24 protein-coding genes and 2 riboswitches are annotated in these 25781 nt (G+C 40.5%); of the genes, 14 read left to right on the forward strand and 10 right to left on the reverse strand.

The features are described from left to right. Positions 1 to 47 precede the first annotated feature (47 nt). From BM126_RS06900 to BM126_RS06920, 5 genes are read right to left on the reverse strand one after another with little or no spacing between them, the layout of a single operon-like run. Positions 48 to 773 carry a hypothetical protein gene (locus BM126_RS06900; protein ID WP_090988819.1) on the reverse strand — a complete coding sequence of 242 codons (726 nt, stop codon included), beginning with the start codon at positions 771 to 773 and terminating at the stop codon, positions 48 to 50. A 29-nt stretch (positions 774 to 802) separates the two neighbouring features. Next, entirely contained in the window at positions 803 to 1111 is a 309-nt protein-coding gene (locus BM126_RS06905) for a hypothetical protein (RefSeq protein WP_090988820.1), read from the reverse strand. A gap of 29 nt (positions 1112 to 1140) precedes the next feature. Next, positions 1141 to 2751 (reverse strand): LXG domain-containing protein, encoded by a 1611-nt coding sequence (locus BM126_RS06910; RefSeq protein ID WP_090988821.1) that lies wholly within the window; start codon positions 2749 to 2751, stop codon positions 1141 to 1143. Positions 2752 to 2779: 28 nt separating this feature from the next. Next, a complete protein-coding gene (locus BM126_RS06915) occupies positions 2780 to 3067 on the reverse strand; it encodes a DUF5344 family protein (RefSeq protein ID WP_090988822.1) in 288 nt (95 codons plus the stop codon). A 5-nt stretch (positions 3068 to 3072) separates the two neighbouring features. Beyond that, complete coding sequence (locus BM126_RS06920) at positions 3073 to 3429, reverse strand: YwqH-like family protein (RefSeq protein ID WP_090988823.1); 357 nt, start codon at positions 3427 to 3429, stop codon at positions 3073 to 3075. Between the two features lie 1056 nt (positions 3430 to 4485). Here BM126_RS06920 and BM126_RS06925 point away from each other — a divergent pair. Together BM126_RS06925 and glpK are read left to right on the forward strand one after the other, a co-directional pair. Beyond that, positions 4486 to 5310: an MIP/aquaporin family protein gene (locus BM126_RS06925; protein WP_090988824.1), complete on the forward strand. Its 825-nt coding sequence runs from the start codon at positions 4486 to 4488 to the stop codon at positions 5308 to 5310. A 66-nt stretch (positions 5311 to 5376) separates the two neighbouring features. Next, on the forward strand, positions 5377 to 6867 hold the full coding sequence (gene glpK, locus BM126_RS06930; protein WP_090988825.1) for a glycerol kinase GlpK: 1491 nt from the start codon (positions 5377 to 5379) through the stop codon (positions 6865 to 6867). Between the two features lie 285 nt (positions 6868 to 7152). Here the strand turns inward: glpK and BM126_RS06935 are convergent, their stop codons facing one another. Beyond that, positions 7153 to 7473 carry an HIT family protein gene (locus BM126_RS06935; protein WP_371261413.1) on the reverse strand — a complete coding sequence of 107 codons (321 nt, stop codon included), beginning with the start codon at positions 7471 to 7473 and terminating at the stop codon, positions 7153 to 7155. 744 nt (positions 7474 to 8217) lie between these two features. Here BM126_RS06935 and BM126_RS23270 point away from each other — a divergent pair. From BM126_RS23270 to fosB, 3 genes are all read left to right on the forward strand, one after another. Then, positions 8218 to 8301 (forward strand): putative holin-like toxin, encoded by an 84-nt coding sequence (locus BM126_RS23270; protein ID WP_371261424.1) that lies wholly within the window; start codon positions 8218 to 8220, stop codon positions 8299 to 8301. Positions 8302 to 8412: 111 nt separating this feature from the next. Further along, positions 8413 to 9378 carry a quinone oxidoreductase family protein gene (locus tag BM126_RS06940; protein ID WP_090988826.1) on the forward strand — a complete coding sequence of 322 codons (966 nt, stop codon included), beginning with the start codon at positions 8413 to 8415 and terminating at the stop codon, positions 9376 to 9378. Positions 9379 to 9595: 217 nt separating this feature from the next. After that, positions 9596 to 10021, forward strand: coding sequence for a metallothiol transferase FosB (gene fosB, locus BM126_RS06945; protein WP_090988974.1), 426 nt, complete (start codon positions 9596 to 9598; stop codon positions 10019 to 10021). Between the two features lie 95 nt (positions 10022 to 10116). Here fosB and BM126_RS06950 read toward each other — a convergent pair whose 3' ends face one another. After that, positions 10117 to 12003, reverse strand: a complete 1887-nt coding sequence (locus BM126_RS06950; RefSeq protein ID WP_090988827.1) for a terpene cyclase/mutase family protein — start codon at positions 12001 to 12003, stop codon at positions 10117 to 10119. 381 nt (positions 12004 to 12384) lie between these two features. Between BM126_RS06950 and BM126_RS06955 the strand changes: the two genes are divergently transcribed. From BM126_RS06955 to BM126_RS06980, 7 genes are all read left to right on the forward strand, one after another. Continuing rightward, complete coding sequence (locus tag BM126_RS06955) at positions 12385 to 13149, forward strand: class I SAM-dependent methyltransferase (protein ID WP_090988828.1); 765 nt, start codon at positions 12385 to 12387, stop codon at positions 13147 to 13149. 102 nt (positions 13150 to 13251) lie between these two features. After that, positions 13252 to 13935: a Dph6-related ATP pyrophosphatase gene (locus BM126_RS06960; RefSeq protein ID WP_371261414.1), complete on the forward strand. Its 684-nt coding sequence runs from the start codon at positions 13252 to 13254 to the stop codon at positions 13933 to 13935. Continuing rightward, on the forward strand, positions 13936 to 14664 hold the full coding sequence (locus tag BM126_RS06965; protein WP_371261415.1) for a nucleotidyltransferase domain-containing protein: 729 nt from the start codon (positions 13936 to 13938) through the stop codon (positions 14662 to 14664). It begins immediately after the preceding gene. Between the two features lie 110 nt (positions 14665 to 14774). Continuing rightward, the gene (locus BM126_RS22225; protein ID WP_177201342.1) at positions 14775 to 14912 is read left to right on the forward strand and encodes a hypothetical protein; all 138 of its coding nucleotides are present in this window, start codon (positions 14775 to 14777) and stop codon (positions 14910 to 14912) included. A gap of 278 nt (positions 14913 to 15190) precedes the next feature. Then, positions 15191 to 15278, forward strand: a riboswitch (cyclic di-GMP riboswitch). Between the two features lie 335 nt (positions 15279 to 15613). After that, on the forward strand, positions 15614 to 17338 hold the full coding sequence (locus tag BM126_RS06970; protein WP_090988829.1) for a methyl-accepting chemotaxis protein: 1725 nt from the start codon (positions 15614 to 15616) through the stop codon (positions 17336 to 17338). Between the two features lie 17 nt (positions 17339 to 17355). Beyond that, a complete protein-coding gene (locus BM126_RS06975; protein WP_256213003.1) occupies positions 17356 to 18102 on the forward strand; it encodes a 3-oxoacyl-ACP reductase family protein in 747 nt (248 codons plus the stop codon). Positions 18103 to 18324: 222 nt separating this feature from the next. Continuing rightward, entirely contained in the window at positions 18325 to 19839 is a 1515-nt protein-coding gene (locus BM126_RS06980) for a sodium:solute symporter family protein (protein ID WP_090988831.1), read from the forward strand. 46 nt (positions 19840 to 19885) lie between these two features. Here BM126_RS06980 and BM126_RS06985 read toward each other — a convergent pair whose 3' ends face one another. Beyond that, positions 19886 to 20392, reverse strand: a complete 507-nt coding sequence (locus tag BM126_RS06985) for a cupin domain-containing protein (RefSeq protein ID WP_090988832.1) — start codon at positions 20390 to 20392, stop codon at positions 19886 to 19888. Between the two features lie 249 nt (positions 20393 to 20641). Between BM126_RS06985 and BM126_RS06990 the strand changes: the two genes are divergently transcribed. After that, entirely contained in the window at positions 20642 to 21580 is a 939-nt protein-coding gene (locus BM126_RS06990) for a F510_1955 family glycosylhydrolase (protein WP_090988833.1), read from the forward strand. A 297-nt stretch (positions 21581 to 21877) separates the two neighbouring features. After that, positions 21878 to 21967, reverse strand: a riboswitch (cyclic di-GMP riboswitch). A 66-nt stretch (positions 21968 to 22033) separates the two neighbouring features. On the opposite strand, the gene pssA is transcribed toward BM126_RS06990, so the two are convergent. Continuing rightward, positions 22034 to 22747 (reverse strand): CDP-diacylglycerol--serine O-phosphatidyltransferase, encoded by a 714-nt coding sequence (gene pssA / locus BM126_RS06995; protein WP_090988834.1) that lies wholly within the window; start codon positions 22745 to 22747, stop codon positions 22034 to 22036. Between the two features lie 147 nt (positions 22748 to 22894). Further along, positions 22895 to 23170, reverse strand: a complete 276-nt coding sequence (locus BM126_RS07000) for a DUF1450 domain-containing protein (RefSeq protein WP_090988835.1) — start codon at positions 23168 to 23170, stop codon at positions 22895 to 22897. A 644-nt stretch (positions 23171 to 23814) separates the two neighbouring features. On the opposite strand from BM126_RS07000, the gene BM126_RS07005 reads away from it, so the two are divergent. After that, a complete protein-coding gene (locus tag BM126_RS07005) occupies positions 23815 to 25779 on the forward strand; it encodes a lipoteichoic acid synthase (protein WP_090988836.1) in 1965 nt (654 codons plus the stop codon). The last annotated feature ends 2 nt before the right edge of the window (positions 25780 to 25781 follow it).

Genomic DNA, 25781 nt, shown 5'->3' on the forward strand with positions numbered 1-25781 from the left:
AAAAAAATGCAGGAACAATCCTGCATTTTTTTAAAAACGTTATTTGGTCATTTAATGGGTTGGCCTTTCTTGAATAACGAATCAATGGAGAGTGATTTGATTTGAATTGAATCTTTATCTTGTTCAATCGACCAGCTCTGCCCATTGTCAGTGATGTACAACTGGGTGGTTACTGTAACTTTGTCACTTTTAAATTGGTAATCAAAGAGGGTATTAAGGCGGCCTTCCTTATTAATTAATGCAGCTAAAAAATCTGATGGAAATAAGTCTTTGTCCTCATCTGATAGCATTTTTCCTTCTAATAGTGAATCAATAACCCCATCGAATAGTGGCTCACTTACTAGTAATTCAGAATTAGATTCACCACGGTCGGTTAAGTGCAGGTAGGTACCCAATTGATCTATTGGAACATTGTCCCAGAATCTAAAAACCCTATCTTGATAAAAAGTTTGCTGAATTTTATAAGTATCGCCACAGAAAGCAGAGGCTGTGATTAAGGAAGTACCATCCGCTATTTGGCATCTGACTACTCTAGGTGTGTTGAGTAAACTGAGAAGAAACGTTTTAAATTCATGATCAACTATTTCTTCCTCGCCGTCTATTAAAAGCAAATTTTTTGCAAGAAGTCCGTTAGTCGCACTATCAAGCCGTGCTTCTAATTCCTGTTCTGATATATCGGCAAAGATTTCTTCTTTTATAGAGAAGGCAGCTTCTTCAGCTCCTACAAGAGTTAATGCTAATATGTATTCTTCAACAGAAAGAGCATAATTCATCCAGAATTCTCCTAACGTGATTATATTATTCAAAGTCCAAGAGCTAATTTTGAGTAAATTAAATAAAATATAGTCATTAAGATCATTAGAACAATCAAAAAGCCTATAATTAAGAAGCGTGAAACCCACCAATTGCGATGATCATAAATATGAGAAGAAACAATGTAGGATGGACCGGCAAAAGGAAACACGAGAAATTCTAAAAAGTTTAAGCTTTCAGTAAACCATTCATAGACTCCTCGCCCTAAACGGTTGCTGAACAGAAATAAAATAGTGTAGAGAAAATTAAATAATGCGATTAAACCTAAAAAGCCAGCTGCTATACCTATTATTTGCAATTAAATTACATCCTTTTTGTGGAAATTGTTTAAATCCAGCCAAGAACTTTATTACTGATATCTGAAACAGCGTCTTTTGCTTGATCAATTGACTTGGCAATTTTCTTTTTAACAGAATGAGTTACTTTTCCTACAGCTGCCCCTGCAGCACTCATCCATTTTTTTGTATACTTTGTGCTCCATTCTCCTACACTTGCACCTATTGCTCCGCCAATAGCAGCACCTGCAGCTGCTCCAATCGGTGCGAGAGGTCCCGTAAGCGCTCCGCCAATAACGGCCCCTATATAAGTTCCAGCAGCAGCACCTGCAGTACTCATGGCTACTTTATTTACCTCCTCACCCACCACTCTACCGTTCATTTCAAACCTTTTTTCGCCTGTATATTTCTTGTTATTTTCAATGAATCGCTGAGTGCCGGCATATATACCGGTGACAACGCCGATGATAGCTGTTCCTGTTCCGCTAGTTTTTGCAGCAATTCTTGGAAATGCTTTCTTTAAAATAAGCATGTCTCCCGTAGAGTTTTTTATTAATTTTCCTTTTAGCATTTCGTGTATGGGCTTATTTTTGGTTATTAATTTATTAAGTGTGGCATTAGTCTTTTGGGCTAATGTACGTGTGTCCTTAAAATTTTTCGCACCAGGAAAACCATTTTTTTGTTTTTTTAGTTGTTTTTCAATAAAGCTACTTTCTTTTGAAAAATTATTTAAACGTGTAATTAGTTTTTTTGACCATTCTGGTCCTAGTTTACCCTTCAGGTATTTTAACGCAGCTTTATTATACTTAAAAGCATAGTGATTTTTCTTTTTTGTATATTCAATTCTCAAAACTCCTGATTTATGAAGCGCTAGCATCATAGCAAGAGGTACCATTGAACCTCTTGCACCGTTTTTTAATGCTGTTAAGAGATCTTTTTTTTCTTCTGTTTTCTTTTTCTCAAAGTTTGTAAGAATAGAAGAAGCCTTTTTGCTGCTAATTGTATCATTGAGAGACTGATCATTCAATTTTTTGTAAAGAACACCAGCTTTATAACTGCTGAAAGAAAGTTCTTTACTATTAAACATGGATGAAATTTTATTTACATAGTCATTCATTGCAGTTGTGTGATTCGTAATAGGGGTCAGCGATTTCGTACTTTCTGAATCAAATTTATATAAGCTATCTAGAACAGAATCTGTTTTTGCTGCTGCATTGCTGGCTCCGTTTCTGAATTCGAAATCATCCAATTTATTCAGAGTAATGATACTTTGAACGCTCTCTATAACATCATTGGTTTCGTTAGTAAGCGATGTTGTTAATTCTTTAGCCTTTTTAATCCCTTGTTCTAATTCATGGCTAAGAAATCCTTCAGCTATAAAGCCATTCTGGGATGATTCGAAAGAAAATAGAGATTTTTTGTTTAATCTTAAAATATCAATGTAGTCTATCAGAACGTCTTTATAGTAATTTAGAAAAGGCAAATGGCATTCTTCATAAAAAGATCGAATTGCATCTCCTCCTTTTCCTGAAAATGAATCTTTCTCGGTTAAGAAATCCATCACAGAGATGTTAAGTTGTTCAATTTCTCCTATTTGAGAGGATAGACTTTTTTCTATTTTTTCAATTCCCGCCTGTAAGGAGGAAACGTCTAATATCTTCATATTATTTTTCGCCACCTATTAATAAAGTCTATCCATGTGTGCTGCTTGATATATCTTGAGCTACTTTTTCATCTGCTTTTAACATTTCATAAGCTGATTTTTTAGTAGAGTCTATATGAATTAAAAGAAGGGCTTTGTATTGCTCTATCACTTTTTGGAGATTCTGATTAACCAAGGTTATCTCACGGGTAACCGAAAGATTATTTGGGGACATTTCGTCAAAAGGAATTTTGGTAACTACGTTTACCGAACTAGTCCTCATTTGTTCCAAACTCGCTTCTATTTCTTGGATACGAATGTTAATTTTATTGCTCATTATTCTCACTTCCCTTTACTAGCATTTAATCTTTCCTGCTCTTCGAATGAAGCAATTTGCAGTTTAATAGATTCAATTTCAGCCTTTACCTCAATGATTTTGGCTTCTACTGCAGAAATTACATCTGTCAGTTGCTCATTTGCCAACTTGGAGTATTCCTGTACCATATTGTTCTCACGTATATCAGTGAATTCAGCCGCAAGAGTTCCATTCCAATTTAGTGGAGTTAAAATAGGTTCTGATATTATTTTTTGATTGAATTTAAAGTCATGCTGACAGCTATATAATTGTGACGAACAAGTTTGCAGCTTAGTTAATTGCCCTTCTTTTTCCAGTAACCGAGCATATAATGCAGAAAACATAAAAAATGCACACCTCAATTCTTTAAAGATATACAATGTAATGAAATTCTCCCAATATTTTAATTATACCATTTTAGGTATTAAGCATTAATAGGTGGAATGGTTTGAAATTGGCAATACATAATTATTTAGAACTATATATATTTAGGGAAAAAGAATTATTATTAAAAAATACCCAAAAAAGGAATATATAAACAAAACTTTAATTTATTAAGAGAGGACAGGATTAAATCCAGCATCGCACAAGCACGTCCAAGAATGTGTGAACAAAGGAGGTTGCAATGGACTCTGTTACTTTCCGGTTAAAGCTTCTTGTCACAAGCAAATGAACGTTAGCAGTAGGATCGCTCTTTCGAATGTTTTTTGTAGCCTTGAAAGGCCTTACTCAGGTACTTCGCTCCGTATTTCATGTCCTCCTTACTAATTGTACTCCCGCCTTTATCAGCTATAAAGGGAAAAGAATGGATTGCATGAGTGGTCTCGCTTCTTTTGAGAGTGGGAGGATAATCCTTTTCATTGGAATTCTGTTTTGTTGTCACTTACCATGTAAAAATAAGTGGCTACTCTGTCCATCAGGTCCATACGATTCGAAAAGCCTACGTCACATGAAAGGGAATTTAATAGCTCAAGGGGCAGTTGGAGTCGAGTGGCCCCCTGTTCATCTTTTTTGCTGAATCAATTTTTCTCTCTGCTTCGACTTTTAGTGCGGCTGTTTGACCCTTGTTGAGCTTTTTGAATAATGCCAAGTGTGTCATCAATCAAATTTGTCCGCTTAATATTCTTAAAGTGGCAGATGATATTTATTGGAATAATCAGACGGAAATTCGACATACGCAGTACCTTACTCCTAATCTCTGTAATTTACGGAATTTTACAATTATTTTACATAAACATTTGACAACGCTTTCAAGCTATCATATACTTCTATTAAGTTAATGATTGTGACGGAGATTAGGAGATCACGCAAACATACTCTAACCTAAGGGTTAATCTGTTTGCTGGTCTCTTTTTTTATCTCTAAAAGAAGGAAATAAAAAACAAAAGGGGGAAAAGGTAATGACGGCATTTTGGGGAGAGCTTGTGGGCACGATGATTTTAATTGTTTTTGGGGCTGGAATCGGAGCAGGAAGCACACTGAAAAAGTCATACTCCAATAATGCAGGATGGGTAGTTATCACTATTGCCTGGGGACTTGCGGTAACGATGGGAGTGTTTGCAGTAGGTTCCATCAGCGGGGCCCACTTAAATCCGGCAGTTACACTGGCTCTTGCCATTAATGGTGATTTTGCATGGGCAGATGTGCCAGAATACATAATTGGCCAGATGATAGGAGCCATTCTTGGAGCAGCCATTGTTTACCTGCATTATCTGCCTCATTGGAAAGCAACGGATGATCCGGCTGGGAAGCTTGGAGTTTTTTCAACTTCACCCGCCATCCCGCACACCTTTTCAAACCTTCTTAGTGAAATCATCGGGACATTCATCCTTGTGCTTGGTCTTCTGTTTATCGGTGCCAATAAGTTTACGGAAGGCTTGAATCCTATTGCAGTCGGTTTGCTGATTGTAGCAATCGGCATGTCTTTGGGCGGAACTACAGGATATGCGATTAATCCAGCCCGTGACCTGGGCCCGAGGATTGCCCACTTTTTGCTTCCGATTGCAGGCAAGGGCGGATCCAACTGGGGATATTCCTGGATACCTGTTGCGGGGCCGCTCCTTGGAGGTTCACTGGGAGCTGTATTCTATAAAGCAGTATTTAAGGGTGAAGTTCACACAGCCTTTTGGATTGTAGTAATTGGAACACTTGTAATATTGGGCCTTGCCGCTCTTGTTGGAAAAAAGGGATTGGCTACAGATAAGGGCATCAACACCTCGGTTTAAGATTAGCTATAGTTAATTACTGGGTAAAGTACCGCTATAGAATGAAATTTAGGAGGAGAATTCGTAATGGAAACGTATATCTTATCACTGGATCAGGGAACTACAAGCTCAAGGGCAATTTTATTCAATAAAAAAGGGGAAATTGTCCACACTTCCCAGCGTGAATTTACTCAGATATTCCCCAAGCCAGGGTGGGTTGAACATAATGCTAATGAAATTTGGGGGTCTATCCTTGCAGTCATCGCTTCCTGCCTGTCAGAATCCGGAGTGAAGCCGGAACAGGTTGCGGGGATTGGAATCACAAACCAAAGGGAGACCACTGTTGTATGGGATAAAAAAACAGGAACTCCAGTTTATAATGCCATTGTCTGGCAGTCCAGGCAAACAAGCGAAATTTGTTCAGAGTTAAAAAGCCAGGGACATAACGATACATTCCGTGAAAAAACAGGGCTGCTTATTGATGCCTATTTCTCCGGAACAAAAGTAAAGTGGATTCTGGATAACGTAGATGGTGCACGCAGCAAAGCGGAAGCTGGTGAGCTTTTATTCGGGACCATGGATACATGGCTAATTTGGAAGCTTTCAGGCGGCAAGGCGCATGTAACGGATTATACGAATGCATCCCGCACACTTATGTATAACATATACGACTTGAAGTGGGACGATGAATTGTTAAGCGTTTTGGGTGTGCCAAAATCCATGCTTCCTGAAGTCCGCCCTTCTTCTGAAGTATATGCCACTACGGTTGACTATCATTTCTTCGGAAAAGAAATCCCGATTGCCGGTGCAGCAGGGGATCAGCAGGCAGCCCTTTTCGGCCAGGCATGCTTCGAGCAGGGAATGGCAAAAAATACGTACGGAACAGGCTGCTTCATGCTGATGAATACAGGTGAAAAGGCTGTACAGTCCCAGCATGGCCTGCTGACTACAATAGCGTGGGGTTTAAACGGGAAAGTAGAATATGCATTAGAAGGCAGTATATTTGTCGCCGGATCTGCCATTCAATGGCTTCGGGATGGACTCCGGATGCTAAAGACTGCCCAGGACAGTGAAGGCTATGCCAAAAAAGTAGCTTCCACTGATGGAGTATATGTTGTGCCTGCATTTGTAGGCCTTGGCACACCATATTGGGATAGCGATGTCCGGGGTGCAGTATTTGGAATTACGCGTGGTACTTCAAAGGAACACTTTGTCAGAGCCACCCTTGAGTCTCTCGCATATCAGACGAAGGATGTGCTGGATGCCATGGAGGCCGATTCCGGCATTCACCTTAAAACGCTGCGGGTTGACGGCGGGGCAGTCAAAAATGATTTCTTGATGGAATTCCAGTGCGATTTGCTGAATGTTCCGGTAGAACGTCCGGTGATTAATGAAACGACAGCACTGGGAGCCGCATATCTGGCAGGCCTTGCTGTGGGATATTGGGAAAGCCAGGAGGATATCGCCAAGCAATGGGCCATTGATAAAACCTTCGGCCCAACCATGGAGGATGCAGACCGCAATCAATTATATGAAGGCTGGAAAAAGGCCGTAAAAGCTTCTATGGCTTTTAAATAAGAGAAATCTGCATTAATGCTTCTGGATTGCGGATCATTAGCGATAGGCGGGGAAACTGCTGACAAAGCCGCAGTCCAACCGGGAAAAGCTGTTTGGAAAATCATAAAGGATAGCCTAATGTGATATTGTCAGGCTGCTCTCCGGTTAAGATGGTTCGCTTCCAGGTGTCATGCATTTACTGCAACCAGCATCGAAAATACTGATAACCCTCACAAGGCCGCATTCCTGTTTTTTTCAAGGGATGTGGCCTTTTTTTATATGAAAAAAGGTTTTGGCATCAAGCATTTACAGGCATTCGTTTAATTTCATTTGTAATAATTCAAAATCACTATCATTTATATCAATATCTGGCTCCACCCAAGAGAACCCGTCTCCATTAAATCTTGGTATAATATGCATATGATAATGTTCCACATCTTTGAAAATACCATTATTCTGCATAATAGTTATACCGTCAGTATTTAATAATTTTTCAAGCGATTGAGCAATCTTTTGAGCAGAGAGAATCACTTCTGAAAGGCTGATTGAATCGACCTCGCTGAACTCTTGATAGTGTGTTTTGGGAACAATTAATACGTGACCTTTACTTATTGGGAATTTGTCCAAAAAGCAACAGACATAATCATTTTCATAAACAATATACGCTTACTCTCTTTTTGAAATAATCTTACAAAATATACACAATTGCATTACCCCCCACAACTTATTCACTTCATCTATTAATTCTCTTAACTTCATACCTTTACCTCCAGTACAAAAGAACAACTTTGTTAAAGGCTCTTTTCTTAAAGATTGTAGTTTCTTAATATGTTCTGTGAAGCGATCCCGTTGTTAAACCAGGTTGATTGGAGTGTAAGGTGCGAGACTCCTGTGGGATTAGCGGGAAGGTGAGACCCCGCAAGCGCAGCTGAGGATGCTCACCTCCCGCCCCGCGGAAAGCGAGCATCCTGGAACGGAGATCAACCCCTTGTTCAATAGCAGCAAAGTATACAAAACAGTCTTGTTAAAAGAGGATTTTGCTTATTTTCATCGAGTGAGTTTATATTCCAGAAGTATCGAACACCGAAATAAAGGTGGATGCACTAGCATTCATTGTAAACCCAATAAAGTAACAACTTTGTTAAAGATAGTTCGTGACAGGTTAATGCCTTGGAACGATTAGGACACAGGTTCTGCTTATAAACACTTGTTCTTGGGAATCAAATCACAACATGCAGCTATAAAAAGAGAAAAATTAACCCCCTGTTTCCATAGCAGAAAAGTTTATGAGTTTTATAAAAAAGGCCAATCCTCTTATGTATAGGACAATCTTGGGCCCGGGGAAGCTGAATATCAAGGAGGCGATCCCAAATGGATACATTTGAAATTTTATCTTTGATGATCAGTTTTGGAATGTTTCTTCTCTCCGTTTTGAATTTTCGGGACCATAATTAAGACAATGAAGCTGCTCTTGCATATTGAAGCGTTGAAATTTTGAAATCTTGTTCCTCATCATGTAGACTTTTGGTAAGCAAGAACAAATTGATTAAAATGTGAGGGAACCACATGAAAGCATTAGTATTTGAATCTTTCGGCGGACCGGAAGTATTGAAAGTGAAAGAGGTTGAAACACCGTCTTTTGGACGTGATGAAATACTGGTTAACATGAAAGCGATTGGTTTAAATTTCGCGGATGTTTATAGAAGAAAAGGAAATTACCATCTTGCTGGAGAGCCTCCGTATATTTTAGGATACGAAGGTGCAGGCATTGTTGAGCAAGTCGGCTCTAATGTGACAGACATAAAGCCGGGAGACAGGATCGGATTTGCCGATGTTCCTTATGCAAATGCAGAATTTGTCACTGTTCCATTGGATAAGGCGGTACCGCTCCCTGAAGGTATTTCGTTTGAAACAGCCGCATCAGTTCTGCTGCAGGGGCTTACCGCACATTACTTAACGAAGGACAGCTATACAATCAAAGCAGGTGACACTGTTTTAATTCATGCAGCGGCCGGAGGAGTTGGAGGGCTGCTTATTCAAATGGCGAAGCTGATGGGCGCAAGAGTCATTGGCCTGACATCCTCTGAAGCTAAGATGGAAACAGCAAAAGAGGCAGGAGCAGATCAAGTTTTCCTATATAATCAGCCATGGCCAGAACAGGTGCTGAACTGGACAAATGGCCGCGGCGCAGACGTGGTTTATGAGTCAGTGGGATCCACCCTGATGGATAGCTTTAAAGCAGTGCGTACAGGGGGAACAGTTGTGTTTTACGGAATGGCTGGCGGAGATCCGGTTTCAGTTGATCCCCGGATGCTTATGGATACTTCAAAAACGCTCACCGGAGGAGATCTTTGGAATGTCCTGACTTCCCGTTCGGAAAGATTATCACGTTCAAATGAGCTGTTTCAAAGGATTCTGGACAACAAGGTAAAAATTGCTGAACCGGCTATATATCCATTGGAAGATGGTACGCTTGCTCATCAATTTCTGGAAAGCAGAAAAAGCACCGGAAAAATCTTGCTGATACCATAAAATTCAGGCGGCTCTGCTTTATGGTGGAGCTGCTTTTTTAATTAGGCTCTTTTCTTAAGATTGTTGTTTTTTAATGAGTTCTGTGAGGCGATTCCATTGTTAAATCGGGTTGATTGGAGCGAGCATCCTGGAGCGGAAATCAACCACCTTGTTCCATAGCAGCAAAGTTTACGAAAACGGCATTTTATTAAAAGCTGCTTTTGAAGGAGTGAAAGAGATGGAAATCAAAGGGTTAAATCATATGCTGTTTTCTGTGTCAAATCTGGAAAAATCAATCACTTTCTATCAGCAGGCATTAAAAGCCAAGCTGCTGGTAAAGGGCAGGAGCACCGCATACTTTGATTTAGGCGGAATATGGCTTGCTCTAAATGAGGAAAAGAATATTCCGCGGCGTGACATTCATCAATCCTATACGCATATTGCTTTTTCAATAGAAGAAAGGGATTTTGATGCGTTCAAAAGGCACCTGGAAGAATTGCAGGTATCCATTCTTCCGGGACGTGATAGAAGTGATGAAGATAAAAAATCCATATATTTTACGGACCCAGATGGACATAAATTCGAATTTCATACTGGCACTTTGCAGGACCGGCTTCATTATTATAGAAGTGAAAAACAACATATGGATTTTTTTATGAATTAAGAGAATAATCAGCTTTTCCATTTAGGGAGAGGGTAAGCCGGCGTATTCCGGAATGAGGAAAGAGGAACCGGATCGCACTGATTCCTCTTTATCTCTTAATCACTGTATTTTCTTCGGTAGTGGCTTAATGCAAGCAAGGGGAAAATATAGCGATAGCTGTGATAGTGGGCATATACATACCCAGCCAGCCCCTGCCCTGCCGGATAAGAAGTGGTCCAATCCTCCTTTTCCCCATTCTTAATCAGGAAAGAAATGCCTCTGTCAATTTCGTCTGTGGCATGCGGGGACTGGGAAATAAGTGCGTCAACTGCCCATGCTGTGTGGATTAAGGTACTGGCGCCAAGCGGGACGTATTCTTTTTTGATATCGCTATAACAGGATTCTCCCCATCCGCCATCGCTGTTTTGAATGTTCATCAGCCATTTTGCCGCTTTTTTTATTCTGCGGTCATCGTGCGGGAAGCCTGCCGCCATTAATCCGGTAAGTGCTCCCCAGGTTCCATAGATATAACAAATTCCCCATCTTCCATACCAGGATCCATCATTTCTTTGATTATGGAGAAGCCAGGAGACCGCCTTCTTCATGGACCTTTCAGTTTTTTTTAGATTGGCGTATGTTCCGAGGAATTCGAGTGTTCTTCCAGTAAGGTCTGGAGTCGACGGATCTGTCAGGATGGTGTCTGCTCCCTCAATCGGCAGTAGCGTGAAAAGGTGCTTATCGGTATTTTTTTCAAAGGCCGGAAATCCTCCATCATCATTCTGCATGGAAAGAATGAAGGATAAACCCTGCATCCACGAGCTTTTTTGCTGCGGAAAGGCATCATGCTTAGGAATCAAAGCCCTGAGTGAAGCTGATGTATCATCCAAATCAGGGTTGATTGTATTGAAATCAGAAAAACCCCACCCTCCTGGAATTGCTTTTGAGTTATGGATAGCCCAGTCTCCGTATCTCGTATGCTGGCGGGAAAGAAGATAGCCATTTGCTTTCTTAATGCAGTCATCTGCTGACTGTACCTTGGATTCCTGCAGGGAGTAGCTGATCAAAGCTGTATTCCATAAATGTGCCGTAGTATAGGGAATGTGGATATGTCCTCCTATGGTGCATACTGTGGCTTTCAGTCCTTCAACAGCTCTTACGATGACAGGGTCATTTTTGGAATATCCAAGTGAGAGCAATGCAATAATCATAAAAAACGTAGAACTGAAATAGTTATACAGAGTCCCGTCCGGTTCTATTCTTTCAAGCATAAATTTTTCAGCTGCTTTTTCGGCAAAAGTGTGATGATTGGCTGTAATATCAATGAGCGATTCTGCGCCATGCTTGATGGAAGAAAATATTGAACGGTATCCCTCGGCCCCAAATTCCTCCCAGCTGCTATCATCCTGAGTCTTTTTTGTATGCAGCAGATCGCTCAAATCAGGGGTATTAGCCACTATCGCCTGGAATTTGCGGTCTGCCAAAAGAAGGAGCGGAATGAAATTCGAGCGTGCATATACTGACAAATCATATATGCTTGCAAAAAATGAGGGGGGAAGAAGTACAGCTACAAGAGGTATAGGGAATATAGGCGGATAGCTGTATTGGCCGGTAATCGTCAGCATCATTTTAGTGAACATGCGAGCCTTCTTTAATCCGCCTCTGGAACGTATAAAAGAGCGGGCCTTCCTCATGTCAGGTTCGTCTTTATGCTTCAGCCCGGAATATAAAAGAGCGTAATAGGCTTCAATGGTCAGTGATAAATTCCCTTCATTTTCATCATGGAATAGCTTCCAAGCCCCGTTTGGCCCCTGCCTGCTGATAATTCTGTCTGTAAGCCGTCTTATCAATTGTTCATCATTTCTCTCTAATATCCTCAATAAAATAATCATAAAGGCATCTGACACTAATCCTGTTTCAAAAGGATAATCCCAGGAGCCATTTGTTAATTGATCTTTAACTAGTATCCCTGCAATTCTCCCGATTTCCGACTGTGTGTTTTGCATACGTCCAGCCTCCTTTAAAAAGCTGTTCATTTCCCAATATATTCTCCTCTGCCTTTATCCATTCATATATCCCGTATTAAAGAATGGCTGTTTTCGTAAACTCTGCTGCTATGGAACAAGGGGTTGATTTCCGCTCCAGGAAACTCGCTTTCCACGCAAGCGGTGAGCCTCCTCGGCTGCGCCTGCGGAGTCTCACCTGTTCCGCTAATCCCGCATGAGTCTTTGCACCTTTCGCTTCAATCAACCTGCCTTAACAATGGAATTGCCTCACAAAACACATTAAATTAAAAAACAACAATCTATAACAAAAGAGCCTAAAGAATAGAGGAGTTTTGCATTTGGGCAGCGAAAAGTATGGTGGTATATGGAGGGAGCATGGTTATGAAGGGAATTGAAATACTCGAACATAATAAAAAATGCTGGGATGATGTGGCGCCTGAATTTTATGGAAAAGAAGCACTGCCGGAGTTTGGGCCATACACCGTAACGGAAGAGGAAATTGGACTGTTTGATAGCATTGAAAACAAACGGGTGCTGGACATCGGGTGCGGAAGCGGGCATTCGTTGAGATATATGGCAGATCATCAGGCACGGGAGCTGTGGGGATTAGATTTATCATCATCACAAATCAAAACGGCACAAGCTGTTCTTCAAGACACTGATGCCAGGCTCTTTTGTGCTGCGATGGAGGATTCTATTGGTCTTCCGAATGAGTATTTTGATATTATTTATTCGATTTATGCACTCGGCTGGACCACAGATTTAGCAAAGACTCTTTCTGCCATTTATTCTTATCTTAAGGAAGGAGGCAGTTTTATTTTTAGCTGGGAGCATCCTTTTTACACGAATCTGCTGGCAGAGGACGGAATAGTAAAGCTGCAGGGATCTTATCAGGAGGAAGGGGTTTATTCATACAGCTCATTTAAAGGCGGGAATCTGCCTGTATACTTATATAAAAGAAAACTAAGCACCTATATAAATGAATTAGTTAAGGCCGGTTTTACAATTGAAAGATTGGTAGAGGGGGAAGCAGCCGCCAAATACCGTAATCAGCAGGAGGATTTCTCAAAAAGGCACTATTCGTTATATAAAGCGAGAATGGTTCCAACGACGTTTATAATAAAAGCAAGGAAGCTAAGGAAATAAGGGAGTGGATTATTACTTGCCATTTTGGCAGCAGTAAATATGATGTTATTGCCAAATGTTCAAGGGTAGAAACCTGCCTTTATGAAAAAGGAGACTATTAAATTGAGAATATTATTGTCCTGGAGCGGCGGAAAAGATGCATGTTTAAGTTTCGACAAGCTGAGAAAAGAAGGGCATGAGGCAGTATGTTTATTAACGACTGCATCCCGGGAAATCGGCAGGACCTTTGGTCATGGTGAAAAACGGGAGATGATTAGGGCGCAATCAGAAGCCCTGGGTACTCCCATCCATTTTATTGAGGTGGATATGGATACATACACGGATTGTTTTATTCGGGATGTTCTGATCCTTAAGGAAAAGTACAAAGCAGACGCGATTGCATTTGGAGATTTATATTTACAGGAACATCGAGACTGGGGTGAGGATGTTGCCGCAAAAACCGGACTTGAGGCTTTGTATCCACTTTGGACGGAAAAGAAGGACGCACTTGAAAATCTTCACCGCTTCACAAAATCAGGTTATCGGGCAATGGTCATCCGTACGATTAAAGATGAAAAATTGGAAAAGTGGCTGGGAAGAACAATAGACTGGGAGTTTGCAAAGGAAATAGCAAAGATGGATATTTGCCCAATGGGAGAAGCGGGAGAATATCACACATTTGTTTATGACGGCCCTTTGTTCAGCAAAAAAATTGAATTGATTCAAAGAGAGATTGCCGAATACGAAACAACAAAGCGAGTGGAATTCGAATCCTTTTCACTGGCTGAAAAACAAAAGGGGAAATGAATGGTGGGGGATGTATTAAGGAAAAAACCGATTGATGCCGCAGAGGAATTTGTTGCTTCATATTTTGCAGGCTGCCAGGCCGCCATTCTTGCAGGCAGTGTAGTCCGAGGAGAAGAGACTGTTGCCTCTGATTTAGATATTGTGATCATTGATCAGTGTGTCCCGTCCTCTTACAGAGAATCTTTACTTGAAAACGGTTGGCCTATTGAAGTGTTTGTGCATAATTTAACATCTTATCAGGAGTATGTTAAAGGCGATTGCGAAAGGGCAGAGCCATGCCTGCCAAAAATGGTTTCAGAAGGAATCGTCATCAAAGATGAAGGGTTCGTTTCTTCAATGAAAAAAGAGGCTGAGGAAATTTTATCTCAAGGACCGAAGCGATGGGGCAAAGAAACTATTGATGTAAAAAGGTATTTTATAACAGATGCATTGGATGATTTTCTTGCTGCAGAAGACAGGGGAGAAGCGATTTTTTCAGCGAATACTTTGGCTGATCTTCTTCATGAGTTTGTGCTGAGAACAAACGGGAAATGGATCGGGTCTTCTAAATGGATTGTCCGGTCATTAAAACAATTTGATGACCAATTTGCAAAAACCTTTGTTGATGCTTTCGATGCTTTTTATCAATTTCATGAAAAAAATAGGGTGCTTATTCTAACTGAAAATGTTTTAAGACCATATGGGGGACGGCTATTCGAGGGGTTTTCATCAGGGAAAATAAATCAGTGAGGCAATGCTTCCTTTGTGAGTAATTATTAGAATATTAGGAAACTGTCCACACAAAATGGAGAACGGGATAATATACTAATGATGAAATGATTATGGAAGGAGCAGTGACGATGGGAAGAATAAAAAGAACAGAGCAATTGCGTGAGTATTTACGGAAAAATTTACGTGAGCAGATTAAACAACAATCAGCAGAAAAAAATGCTGCCCAGGGTGAACAAAAAGAAAATGGGGAGCAAAAAGAAAATTAAAGATCCTGCAATCCGGGATACACACTAACGGCCAGTTAACTCAAACTGGCCTTCATTTATGGGCAGATATCAATGTCCTTGCTGTACAAGCCATTCTTTATAATCGTTAATGAATTCATTCAGAGTTATTGTTTTGCTGTAAAAGTCAGTTAGATTTGTTAAGGAATTTTCAGGAAATTTACATAAATATTGAAATGATAGTTAATATTTATGGTTTATTTCCGATATAAGTATTTGTAAATGAGGGAATAGGGTATGTTTAAAAAAATCTATAGATAGTTAGCCAAAGGCAAACCCATTGAAAGATGGGGACGCAAAGCCGCGGATCTAAGGCAGTTAAACTGCTAAGACAGCCGGGCTGCCGTACATTTTAGTTTTTAATTTGTACCGCACCGTAAACAGGTGTGTTTTTTTATGGCTAAAGATGGCCAGGAACCTCAAATTTAAAGGCTGTTTTCTTAAACTTTGTTGCTACCTGAACAAGGGGTTGATTTCCGCTCCAGGATGCTCGCTTTCCGTGGGGCGGGGGGTGAGCCTCCTCAGCTGCGCTTGCGGGGTCTCAACTTCCCGCTAATCCCACAGGAGTCTCGCACCTTACACTCCAATCAACCCGGTCGGTATAACAACAGGATCGCCTCACAGAACATCTTAAAAAACAACAATCTTTAAGAAAAGAGCCAATTTAAAAAAGGAGAAAACTTATGATAAAAAAGCTTTCACTTCGGAACAAGATTTTAATTATTGTCTTTATTACTGTGTTGATTTTAACGGGTATACTTTCTGGCACAAGCATTTACAGTTTAGAGCGTAAGATGCAGGAAGATTTACAGCATGAACTGAGCAGTGTCGGCCTGCTTACAGAAAAGAACTTGAATCCTGAACAGATCCATCAGCTTCTCAGTGTTTCAAGTTCAGATGACTTTGTTTTCAAGAATGTCCAAAAAGAGCTTGATTCCATAAAAAAAGAACAGGGAATCATGAGCTGGAGTTATATTTGGAAACCGGATCAGGGCGGATTTACTCCGATTGGATATACCAGTGACTTAAATGAAATTTATAAGCCAGGCCAATTATTCAAGGATATTGCTCCCATCCATTTGAAAACAGCGAAACTTGCAATTTCAACAGGGAAGCCTCAGGTTACGGATATTTTTAAGGACAGCTTCGGCACTTGGAGAACAGTATTTACACCTGTTACCTATAACGGTGAAACAATTGCTGTGCTGGGAATTGACTATTCGGCAGAGTACATAAACAAATCTTTAAATTCTTCTATATTAAATCAGATTCTCATCTCCCTTGGCGGGCTGATTGTCATGATGTCACTGCTCTATTTTGTAATAAACAGGCTCCTTAGGCCTTTGAAAAAAATGGTTGGCATCGCAGACAGCATCGCAAAAGGAGATTTGACGGTGGATATCAATTTAGCTGCAGCATCCAAGGATGAAGTGGGCAGGCTATCAGGATCCATCGGTGAGATGGTGAAAAACTTAAATGGGCTGATTACCAATATTCATGATACTTCGAGCTATCTTGCGGCCTCAGCAGAAGAGCTTTCAGCAAACGCATCTGAAACGTATGACTATTCAATGAAGGTTTCAGATGATGTGGCGAAGGTCGCAAAGGGCAATGAAATTACATTAAGGACGACCGAAGAAAGTGCAGCAGCTATTGAAGAAACTGCCTATGGAATTCAGAAAATTGCAGGATCATCCTTTATAGTTTCAGAGTCTTCCACGCTTACTTCACGTGAAGCGAAGGATGGAAACCATATCATTCAGCGATTAATTCAGCAGATGAGCCTGATTAATACCTCTGTGAATCAAATTGGCAGTGCGATCATCAAGTTAAATGACAATACAACAAAAATAGATGATTTTGTCCGGATTATATCTGACATTGCCAATCAAACCAACTTATTAGCCCTGAATGCTGCCATTGAAGCTGCCCGTGCCGGAGAACATGGCAAGGGTTTTGCGGTAGTTGCTGATGAAGTAAGAAAACTGGCGGAGCAATCTGCAAGTTCAGCCACTCAAATTACGGAGCTAATAAGGGATATTCAGCAGGATTCTGCTTCCTCCATTTCTGTTATGGAAGAAGGAGAAGAAAATGTTGAAGCAGGTTTGAAGCTTACAAATGAAGCTGGTGAAGTATTCAAGCGAATCTTGGATTCTGCAGAAGAGGTGGCCATGCAGATTCATGAGGTATCTGCAGCCTCTGAACAAATTTCTGCTTCATCAGAAGAAGTTGCAGCATCGGTAAATGAAATGAAGGCTACTGCTCAAAGTACATCGGAATTCTCGGGGCGTGTCTCTGATGCTACTTATGAACAGCTTTCTTCTATGGAAGAAATCAAAGCAACCTCAAATTCTCTGGGAAAGACAGCCGAAGAGCTTCAAGAGCTTGTCGGTAAATTTAAGATTTAAGGGAGGGGAAGATTTTTATGAAATTTCAGGGAAAGAATGTATTGGTTACTGGCTCCAGCAAAGGTATTGGAAGAGCCATTGCCCTTGGGTTCGCTAGTGAGGGAGCCAATATCCTGATTAATTATACGGGCAATCATGAAGAGGCTGAAGAGGTGAAAGCGGCAGCCGAAAAACATGGCGTGAAGGCCCTGGCCTATTTTGCAGATGTTTCAGATTCCGCGCAGGTGGAAAGCATGTTCACATATATGGATGAACAACTTGGCAGTATTGATATTCTAGTGAACAATGCCGGGTTCGCACAATCCTCCCTTATTACTGACCTAAGTGATGAACAATGGGATCGGATGATAAAGGTTCATTTATATGGCACTTTTTACAATGCAAGAGCTGCTGCAAAAAGGATGAAGGAAAAAGGACGGGGAAGAATCATCAATATTTCCTCTGACCTGGGGAGCCTGGGGTGTGAGGAGTTCACTCATTACTCAGCTGCAAAAGGCGGGATCAACGCCTTTACAAAAGCGCTTGCCAGAGAGCTTGGACCGGACATCTTAGTCAATGCAGTTGCACCAAGCGGAACTTTGACAGATATTCTTAAAGCATTTGGCGAGAATTATATTGAAGAAGAGTCTGCCAAATATCCGCTGAAAAGACTTGCAGCTCCTGAAGAAATTGCCAAAAGTGTGTTATTCCTTGCTTCGGATTCTGCCAGTTTTTATGCAGGGCAGATTTTAGGTCCCAATGGCGGAGTTGTCATGAACGGATAAAGAAGTGAATGGCTGTTTTTGTGAATTTTGCTGCTATGAAACAAGGTGGCTGATTTCTGCTCAGGGGTGCCCGCTTCCGCATGGCGGGCGGTGAGCCTCCTTAAGCTGACTCTGAATTTTCAATGGGGTTTCTTGATGCACGTTAAAAGCAAGACCAGATTGTAAGAATATGTGCAGGTGCCATGTGAGACCTGTACACTATTTTAGTATGGAGGATGTTAAGTGATCGCAATATTTACCTTTTGTATATATCTTATCTTTATTTACTATATTGGCTTTAAAGGCTATCAAAGAATCAATACGGCAGAGGATTTGATTGTAGCCGGCTGGAGTATGCCTCTTTATGTCGTAACCGGAAGTCTTGTTGCTGCTCTGCTTGCTGCACCTTTCTTTTTTGCAGCAGTCGGATCAGGCTATAATGACGGGGGCTTTGAAGGGACTGCCACAATGGCCGGACTCGGCACCTGCATGATTTTAGGCGCGCTGATCTGGACCAAACCTCTAAGAAGGCTGAAGGGATGGACGATTGCAGATTATTACGGCTTAAGATACGCAAGCAAAAAACTGGGAGCCTATACCGGCAGCGTAATGGCCGTGGCATTTGGATTATTCAATGCCGGGGCCCTGACTGTCGGCGGAACATATATCATCCAGAATATTTTTGGAATCGGTTTTATTCCTGCAGCCATTTTGTTTGTCAGTCTGACTGTCATTTACTCTGTGGTTGGGGGCTTATGGGCAGTGGCTTATACAGAGATTGTCCAGGGTTTATTTGCTATCATCGGGATACTTGGCATTGCCCTTGTCATTATCTTGAAGTATCATGATTTCACTTTCAATCCGAATTGGTGGAATGTCAGCCATCTTTTCAACAAAGGCGGTGCAGGATTTTGGTCACTATACCTGATACTGGCTCTTGGAGACATCCCCGCAGCTGACTTGGGGCAGCGGGTTGCAGCAGCAAAAAACCCGAGGGTTGCATACTTGAGCATGATTATTGCAGGCAGCATCGTTATTTCAATCAGCTGGATACCGGGGATGCTTGGGGAAGCATTTAAAACCATTTTCCCTCATAGCTCGAATCCTGAAACACTCATGCTTGCATTTGCACAAGGATATTTTCCGCCTGTCATTTCAGCCATCTTTTTAACCGCTATGGCAGCGATGGGAATGTCCACACTTGCTGCCTGCTATGTGGCGGCGTCAGGAATCGTAACAAAAAATATTTATCTGGATTTTATTAATCCAAATCCAGATCCGAAAAAACTTCTGCTTTTTTCAAGGTTGGCTATTGTAGTAAGCGCAATGTTAGGTCTTGCCCTTTCACTTGGTTTCCAAAAAATCATCAACCTTGCTTATCTGGCATGGGATATTGTGTTCGTTACCCTTTTCTGGCCTCTGGTTCTTGGCCCTTTTTGGAAAAGAGTGAGCACACCTGCCGTATGGGCAAGCATTACAGCCGGATTAATTTATTATATTTTAACTTCTATATTTTCAGTTCCGGGACCTGATTCAGACTCATCAGGATTTTTGGGGCTTATAACTGAATTATGGCATAACCCGGGGCTGTCCGGAGCTGTTGTTTCAGGGCTGGTCATTGTGATTACAAGCTTAATCATCCCTCCGACTGAAGAGGTACTGGAAATGCACCGTATTGAAAAAGATAAAACACTTGATGAGCTTCAAAGCTCTGAGAAAAAAGAATCATATATAGAGACGGGTACTAAAATTATATAATAGATAGAAGGAAGGGAAACCCTGAATGGGTTTCCCTTCTTGTATATCAGCGAATATTCCAATGGTCCATAAGAGGGCCATCTTTTCCGAAGATCGGATCATTATCGGGAAGCGGTACGTCCTGGATCTCTTTTAGAACTTGGGGGCGTTCGCTGGATTTGCCGGTTTTTGTAGTATAATCCATGCCTCCCGGGTAGGCTCCTGCCACTTTAAAGGTGCTGCTTGCGTGTATCCTCTTATGGCCTGTACCAGCAGGAAGCACAAGCACATCTCCTTCGCGGACTTCAATTTGCTTTCCATTTTCCCCGCCAAGCATTAGTGTGGCGGATCCTTTCATAACCCCTAGTACTTCATGGGCATTGCTGTGATAATGGTGATAATCAAATACTCCATTTTGCCAGCTGTTTCCCCAATTATTCCGGTTGAAAATGGATTCCGTTTGTCCGGCTTTGTCTCTTAAAACCCCAGGATAGATTAAAACAGGCAGGCTTGGATGATTGGGTATACTGCCATCATCAGAAAAGAACAACGTTTTTACTACAGTAGTATCCATAAATTAGTCTCCCTTCAATGCGGTGAAATGCTGCTGCGGTTATCTGTGTCCCTGATTAAAAAAGATTTATATCAAACAGAAATGTTATTTTCCTTTTTTTCACCGCGTTTGATAAAGTATTTAATATATAGTTAGAGTTACCTCAGCTGTCCCATCCTAAAACTCAAATAGGCACAAAAGAATCATCAGAGAAATCACAGCAGGAGATGAGTGTGAAAGTTCACTTTATTGTTGAAGGAGTCTGTACATATGAAAAAGTATTTTGGAAGGTTTCTTCCTTTGGCTTTGCTTGCAGCTTTAGTATTCTTTGTTCTGGGTGCCTGCACAAAGGATGAAAGCAAGCAGGATCAGCCATTCTTTAAGCATCAGCAAAAAACAACGTTTCAGCATGTACATGGAATTGGTTTTACGGGAGAAAATGAACTTCTTATCGCCACACATAAAGGCATCTTAAAGTATTCCGGAAACAAGTGGTTCACAACCTCGAAAAATAAACATGATTATATGGGATTCCAGACGATCAAAAATGGTTTTTATGCAAGTGGCCATCCTGACAAAGGCTCCCATTGGAAAGATCCGCTTGGACTTGTGAAAAGCAGTGATAACGGAAGGACACTAAACAAGCTTTCGTTTTATGGAGAAACCGACTTTCACGCCTTGGCTGCCGGATATGAAAGCGGGATAGTATACGCTTTGAATCAGCAGAAAAATTCCAAGATTGGAGCAGGGATTTTTTATACAAAAGATGAAGGCGGCACCTGGACTAAAAGCCGGCTGAAGGGGATGACATCAAAGCAGCTGGGAGGGATGGCAGCGCATCCGCTCGATGAAAAGTTATTTGCTTTATACGGCAGGGAGGGAATCTTTTTATCAAGCAATTATGGAAATGATTTTGTATTATTTCCAACACCCGATCCAGTCACCTCGATGTCGTATGGGAAAAATGACATTTTGTTTGCCGCTGCCAATGAAAATGAAATACTTCTTTACAGGCTGGATTACAAAACAAAAAAACTGTCGGCTATGTCCAGTATAGAAGGCACCTCAGAAAATCCTGTGCTCTATTTAGCAGAAAACCCTGAAGATGATAACCAACTGGCATTATCTACGTCAAGTAATAATGTGTATATTTCTAATGATAAAGGCGGAAGCTGGAAGGAAATTGCGGTTGAAGGAAAAATAGAGTAAATGAAAACCTGAAGGGGAAAGTATGGGAAATGCTGAAAAGCCATCTTATTGAAAGGTGGCTTTGCAATGAGGACAAGTGATTTCTTTAATGTGTTTGAACTGGATTTTTTTAAAATCCTTTTTAGTGAAGGTCGGAAAAGTATGATATCGAACTCCGCATTCACAATGGTTCTGATCTTTAACAATATGTCTTTCATTCGCATGATTCAACGTGACTGATGGATACAGCATTTATTTCCCTCTTTTAGCTAATTTATTAGGCAAATTAGAAAGGGACAGAATTTATCAATATGAAATTCTGGCAACCCGGCCGCCATGACAAGTAATGACTGCTTTAGGCCCGTGGCTTTGCGTCTTTTACTTTCGTAAAATTTGCCCAATAAAAATAATATCACACTTTTGCGGCATATCCCTAACTTAGTATTCTAATTTGAAAAGAAAACAGCAGCCGTTTCATTTGCGGCTGCTGTTTTCTTTCCTTTTTTCATTTTTTTTGACGAGCTGGTAGCTGATGAAGGCAATGTATAAAGGAATAGCTACATAAATAAAATAAGGAAAATCTTTAGGCTTTTTCTCAAAAACCATATAAGTTGCATAAGCCAGAAAAAGTGTAATGATGGTCCCGTATTTAGGGAGAGGAATTTCCTTTAAGCTTGGAATCTTTATTTTGCTTACCATAAGGATACATATGACGATAAATGCCAGAGGTAAAATAAACACAGGCATTTTGCCATGAAGCAGGGTAAATAAAGTTAAAAGCCCTCCTCCTGCTGTAATAGGAACTCCTGTGAAATAGTGCAGAGAAGATTTTACTGCATTAATATTGAACCGCGCCAGCCTGTAGGCGCCAAATAAAGGAAATAAACCGGCAATTGCCATCCCGGCAACTCCGAAATCGGAGAAGAAGGTGTAATATGCCATCATGGCAGGTGCAACTCCGAAGGTTACAATATCTGCAAGTGAATCGAGTTCTTTTCCCAATTCGCTTTCTGCATTCAGCATTCTTGCTATACGCCCATCCATGCTGTCCAGCATCATTCCTATTAATATAAGGATTGCTGCATTTTTGTAGTGTCCTTGTGCTGAAAACATTACCGATAGAAAACCGAAAAATAAGTTAAATAATGTAAATAAATTCGGTATGCCTCTTTTAACTATCTTTCTCACTCCCTAATTAGAATTCTCCTGTACATGAAAAATTTTCATAGTGTTTTTTGCATGTTTATTATACAGCACGTGCCGGTATTTTAGCAGGCAATGTTCACTATTCTGCCGATGCCCTGCACATTGCGTATGGATAGGCTTGCTGTCATCTTAAAGTTTTGCTATTTCTTTTATTTTATACAGCAGATCTGTCGGATCCTGTCCTGTTATTGTTTCCCCATTTATCCTGCAATATGGCTGTGTCCGGCAAATAAGGCAGTTGCTTAGACATTCATACTCTTTGTAATGGACACCCGGCTTAGTCAAAATTTCTCTATATGCGGAAAAACTTTCATCGTCCTGAATAAATTGATCCAGATTATTTTGGCAGAACTCAAGGGTTATCGACTTTTGTTTCGGCAGTATCCTTGAGAAAAGTGATTTCATCGGGAACACTTCCTTTAATCTTTTTGAAAGCTATGGTCAAGTGAAGCTTAAGCACTCATTATATCATGAAACTTCTGGAAAATGAGGGTTAATCGGGGAATGGCAGGGCTGCATCGAAAAATCTGAATTATCGCTGTATATGTAATATAGTGGAAATATAGTAAGGAATCATTTATAATAGTAAAGTCTTGAAAATAACATCAACCTGCCGGGTGCTGCTTGATTAAAGTTGGCTTTTTTTATTTAAAGAAAGAAAAAATTCAAAGAGGTATAAAAAGGGAAAAAAGGGTATAAATGTGGAAGTTATATTTATTGGTCATTTTCCTTTAAATTGTTTATAGTATTAAACATGTTATTGTTTATTGTTAAAAATGTAATAATTTCATGTAATTTTTGTAAAAGCTCGTTCATATGATAATTGAGTATTTAGAACCTTAACCTGTCCTTATGCCGATGTTATAATTTGTAAAACCAGTAAGAGGGGCACGATGGTAATTACGGGTAAACAGCGGAGTGCTGTTGACTTATTATTCACCCGCAGTTATCATTAGTCGTGCATGTACGCCTCTCTTAGTCAACCGGTAAGAGAGCTTTTTACATTTTACTTAAAAAATTATTACCACTAGATTGATAGAGGTGAAATCATGAATAACTTGTTGAAAAAGAGCAGGGATTTACTGACTCAAAGATTGCTGGGCTTTTTCTTAATAGCAGTTGTTTTGTTTTGGATAAAAACCTATATCGGATATAGAGTGGAACTAAATTTAGGCATAGATAATGCCATGCAGAAATTCCTGCTGTTCATCAATCCGATAAGCTCAGCCATATTCATTTTTGGATTAGCGCTTTTAGCAAAGGGCAAAAAAGCATATAAGTGGATCATTGCCCTGAATTTGGTCCTGTCGTTCCTATTATATGCCAACTTTACGTATTACCGTTTCTTCAGCGATTTTATCACACTGCCTACACTGACACAGGTGAAAAATGCTGGTGATTTAGGACAAAGTGTCACTGCACTGCTTAAACCCTATGATATCTTATATTTCCTTGATACTATTATTTTAATCGTGCTTTACAATGTGAAAATTATAAAGCCGGAACAAATCAAGATGAAGCGCCGTACAGTTGCTTCTGTTTTCATCCTGGCAATTTTTACTTTCTCGATTAATCTTGCACTTGCAGAGAAAGACCGTCCGCAGCTTCTGTCAAGAACCTTTGACAGGAATTATATCGTGAAATATTTAGGCATGTACAACTACACCGTTTATGATGCCATTCAAAACACAAAAACCTATGCACAGCGTGCCACAGCCAACAGCACAGATATTGCTGAGGTTGTAAACTATACAAAGGCAGCACAGTCCCCTCCTAATCCTGCTTATTTTGGAAAAGGAAAAGGAAAAAATGTCATTTACCTGCATTTGGAATCAACACAGAATTTCCTGATTAATTACAAGCTTAACGGACAGGAAGTTACACCGTTTTTGAATTCTCTTGCGAATAATAATAAAGACTTCATGTATTTCAATAATTTCTTCCATCAGACAGGACAAGGGAAAACTGCTGATGCAGAATTTATGCTTGAAAACTCATTATTCGGTCTGCCGCAGGGTGCAGCTTTTACTACACAGGCTCAAAACACCTATCAGGCAGCACCAGGCATACTTGGTGAAAAAGGCTACACGTCCGCTGTATTCCACGGGAACTACAAAACCTTCTGGAACAGAGACAAGATTTATAAATCACTGGGTTATAATAAATTCTTTGATGCCAGCTACTATGATATGAATGATAATGATGTAATGAATTATGGATTAAAGGATAAGCCTTTCTTCCGGGAATCCATTCCAATGCTTAAAACATTGCCGCAGCCATTTTATGCGAAGTTCATTACGCTTTCCAATCACTTCCCATATCCTTTGGATCCGGCAGATGCTACAATCCCTAAAGCAACAACAGGAGACTCTTCTGTTGATGGATACTTCCAGACAGCTCGATATGAAGATGAAGCATACCGCCAATTCTTTGATTACCTGAAAAAGTCAGGTCTATATGATAATTCAATTATTATTATGTATGGTGACCACTATGGTATTTCTGAGAACCATAATAAAGCAATGTCCCAGCTATTGGGCAAAGATGTCAACAAGTTTGAAAATGCACAGCTTCAGCGTGTGCCATTGTTCATTCATGTTCCAGGAGTGAAGGGCGGCCAAATGCACCAATACGGCGGCCAGGTTGATTTAATGCCAACTCTTATGCACTTGCTTGGAATTGATACAAAGGATTATGTGCAGTTTGGATCAGATCTGCTCTCAAAGCAGCATCGCCAAGTAGTTCCTTTCCGAAATGGAGATTTTGTTTCTCCAAAAATAACATCGCTTAACGGAAAGTACTATGATTCAAAGACAGGCGAACTGGTTAAGAAGAATGATGAAATCATCAGCGATGAAAAGATGGTTGAAAACACGCTAAGACTTTCTGATGAAGTCGTCAACGGAGATTTATTAAGATTTTATACACCAAAAGGTTTCAAGCCTATAGATCCTAATAAGTATGATTATAATCATGATGAAGGGGCTCCAAAGGCTCAAACATCAGGTGAATAACA

Origin of the sequence: Bacillus sp. OV322 (assembly GCF_900112495.1) — a bacterium.
Lineage (GTDB): Bacteria > Bacillota > Bacilli > Bacillales > DSM-1321 > Peribacillus.

What these genes read in the sequence shown, in the direction of transcription:
- BM126_RS06900 (WP_090988819.1), bottom strand. Translation starts at nt 773, where the DNA reads ATGAATTATGCTCTTTCTGTTGAAGAATACATATTAGCATTAACTCTT.
- BM126_RS06910 (WP_090988821.1), bottom strand. Translation starts at nt 2,751, where the DNA reads ATGAAGATATTAGACGTTTCCTCCTTACAGGCGGGAATTGAAAAAATA.
- BM126_RS06915 (WP_090988822.1), bottom strand. Translation starts at nt 3,067, where the DNA reads ATGAGCAATAAAATTAACATTCGTATCCAAGAAATAGAAGCGAGTTTG.
- BM126_RS06920 (WP_090988823.1), bottom strand. Translation starts at nt 3,429, where the DNA reads ATGTTTTCTGCATTATATGCTCGGTTACTGGAAAAAGAAGGGCAATTA.
- BM126_RS06925 (WP_090988824.1), top strand. Translation starts at nt 4,486, where the DNA reads ATGACGGCATTTTGGGGAGAGCTTGTGGGCACGATGATTTTAATTGTT.
- glpK (WP_090988825.1), top strand. Translation starts at nt 5,377, where the DNA reads ATGGAAACGTATATCTTATCACTGGATCAGGGAACTACAAGCTCAAGG.
- BM126_RS23270 (WP_371261424.1), top strand. Translation starts at nt 8,218, where the DNA reads ATGGATACATTTGAAATTTTATCTTTGATGATCAGTTTTGGAATGTTT.
- BM126_RS06940 (WP_090988826.1), top strand. Translation starts at nt 8,413, where the DNA reads ATGAAAGCATTAGTATTTGAATCTTTCGGCGGACCGGAAGTATTGAAA.
- fosB (WP_090988974.1), top strand. Translation starts at nt 9,596, where the DNA reads ATGGAAATCAAAGGGTTAAATCATATGCTGTTTTCTGTGTCAAATCTG.
- BM126_RS06950 (WP_090988827.1), bottom strand. Translation starts at nt 12,003, where the DNA reads ATGCAAAACACACAGTCGGAAATCGGGAGAATTGCAGGGATACTAGTT.
- BM126_RS06955 (WP_090988828.1), top strand. Translation starts at nt 12,385, where the DNA reads ATGAAGGGAATTGAAATACTCGAACATAATAAAAAATGCTGGGATGAT.
- BM126_RS06965 (WP_371261415.1), top strand. Translation starts at nt 13,936, where the DNA reads ATGGTGGGGGATGTATTAAGGAAAAAACCGATTGATGCCGCAGAGGAA.
- BM126_RS22225 (WP_177201342.1), top strand. Translation starts at nt 14,775, where the DNA reads ATGGGAAGAATAAAAAGAACAGAGCAATTGCGTGAGTATTTACGGAAA.
- BM126_RS06970 (WP_090988829.1), top strand. Translation starts at nt 15,614, where the DNA reads ATGATAAAAAAGCTTTCACTTCGGAACAAGATTTTAATTATTGTCTTT.
- BM126_RS06975 (WP_256213003.1), top strand. Translation starts at nt 17,356, where the DNA reads ATGAAATTTCAGGGAAAGAATGTATTGGTTACTGGCTCCAGCAAAGGT.
- BM126_RS06985 (WP_090988832.1), bottom strand. Translation starts at nt 20,392, where the DNA reads ATGGATACTACTGTAGTAAAAACGTTGTTCTTTTCTGATGATGGCAGT.
- BM126_RS06990 (WP_090988833.1), top strand. Translation starts at nt 20,642, where the DNA reads ATGAAAAAGTATTTTGGAAGGTTTCTTCCTTTGGCTTTGCTTGCAGCT.
- BM126_RS07000 (WP_090988835.1), bottom strand. Translation starts at nt 23,170, where the DNA reads ATGAAATCACTTTTCTCAAGGATACTGCCGAAACAAAAGTCGATAACC.
- BM126_RS07005 (WP_090988836.1), top strand. Translation starts at nt 23,815, where the DNA reads ATGAATAACTTGTTGAAAAAGAGCAGGGATTTACTGACTCAAAGATTG.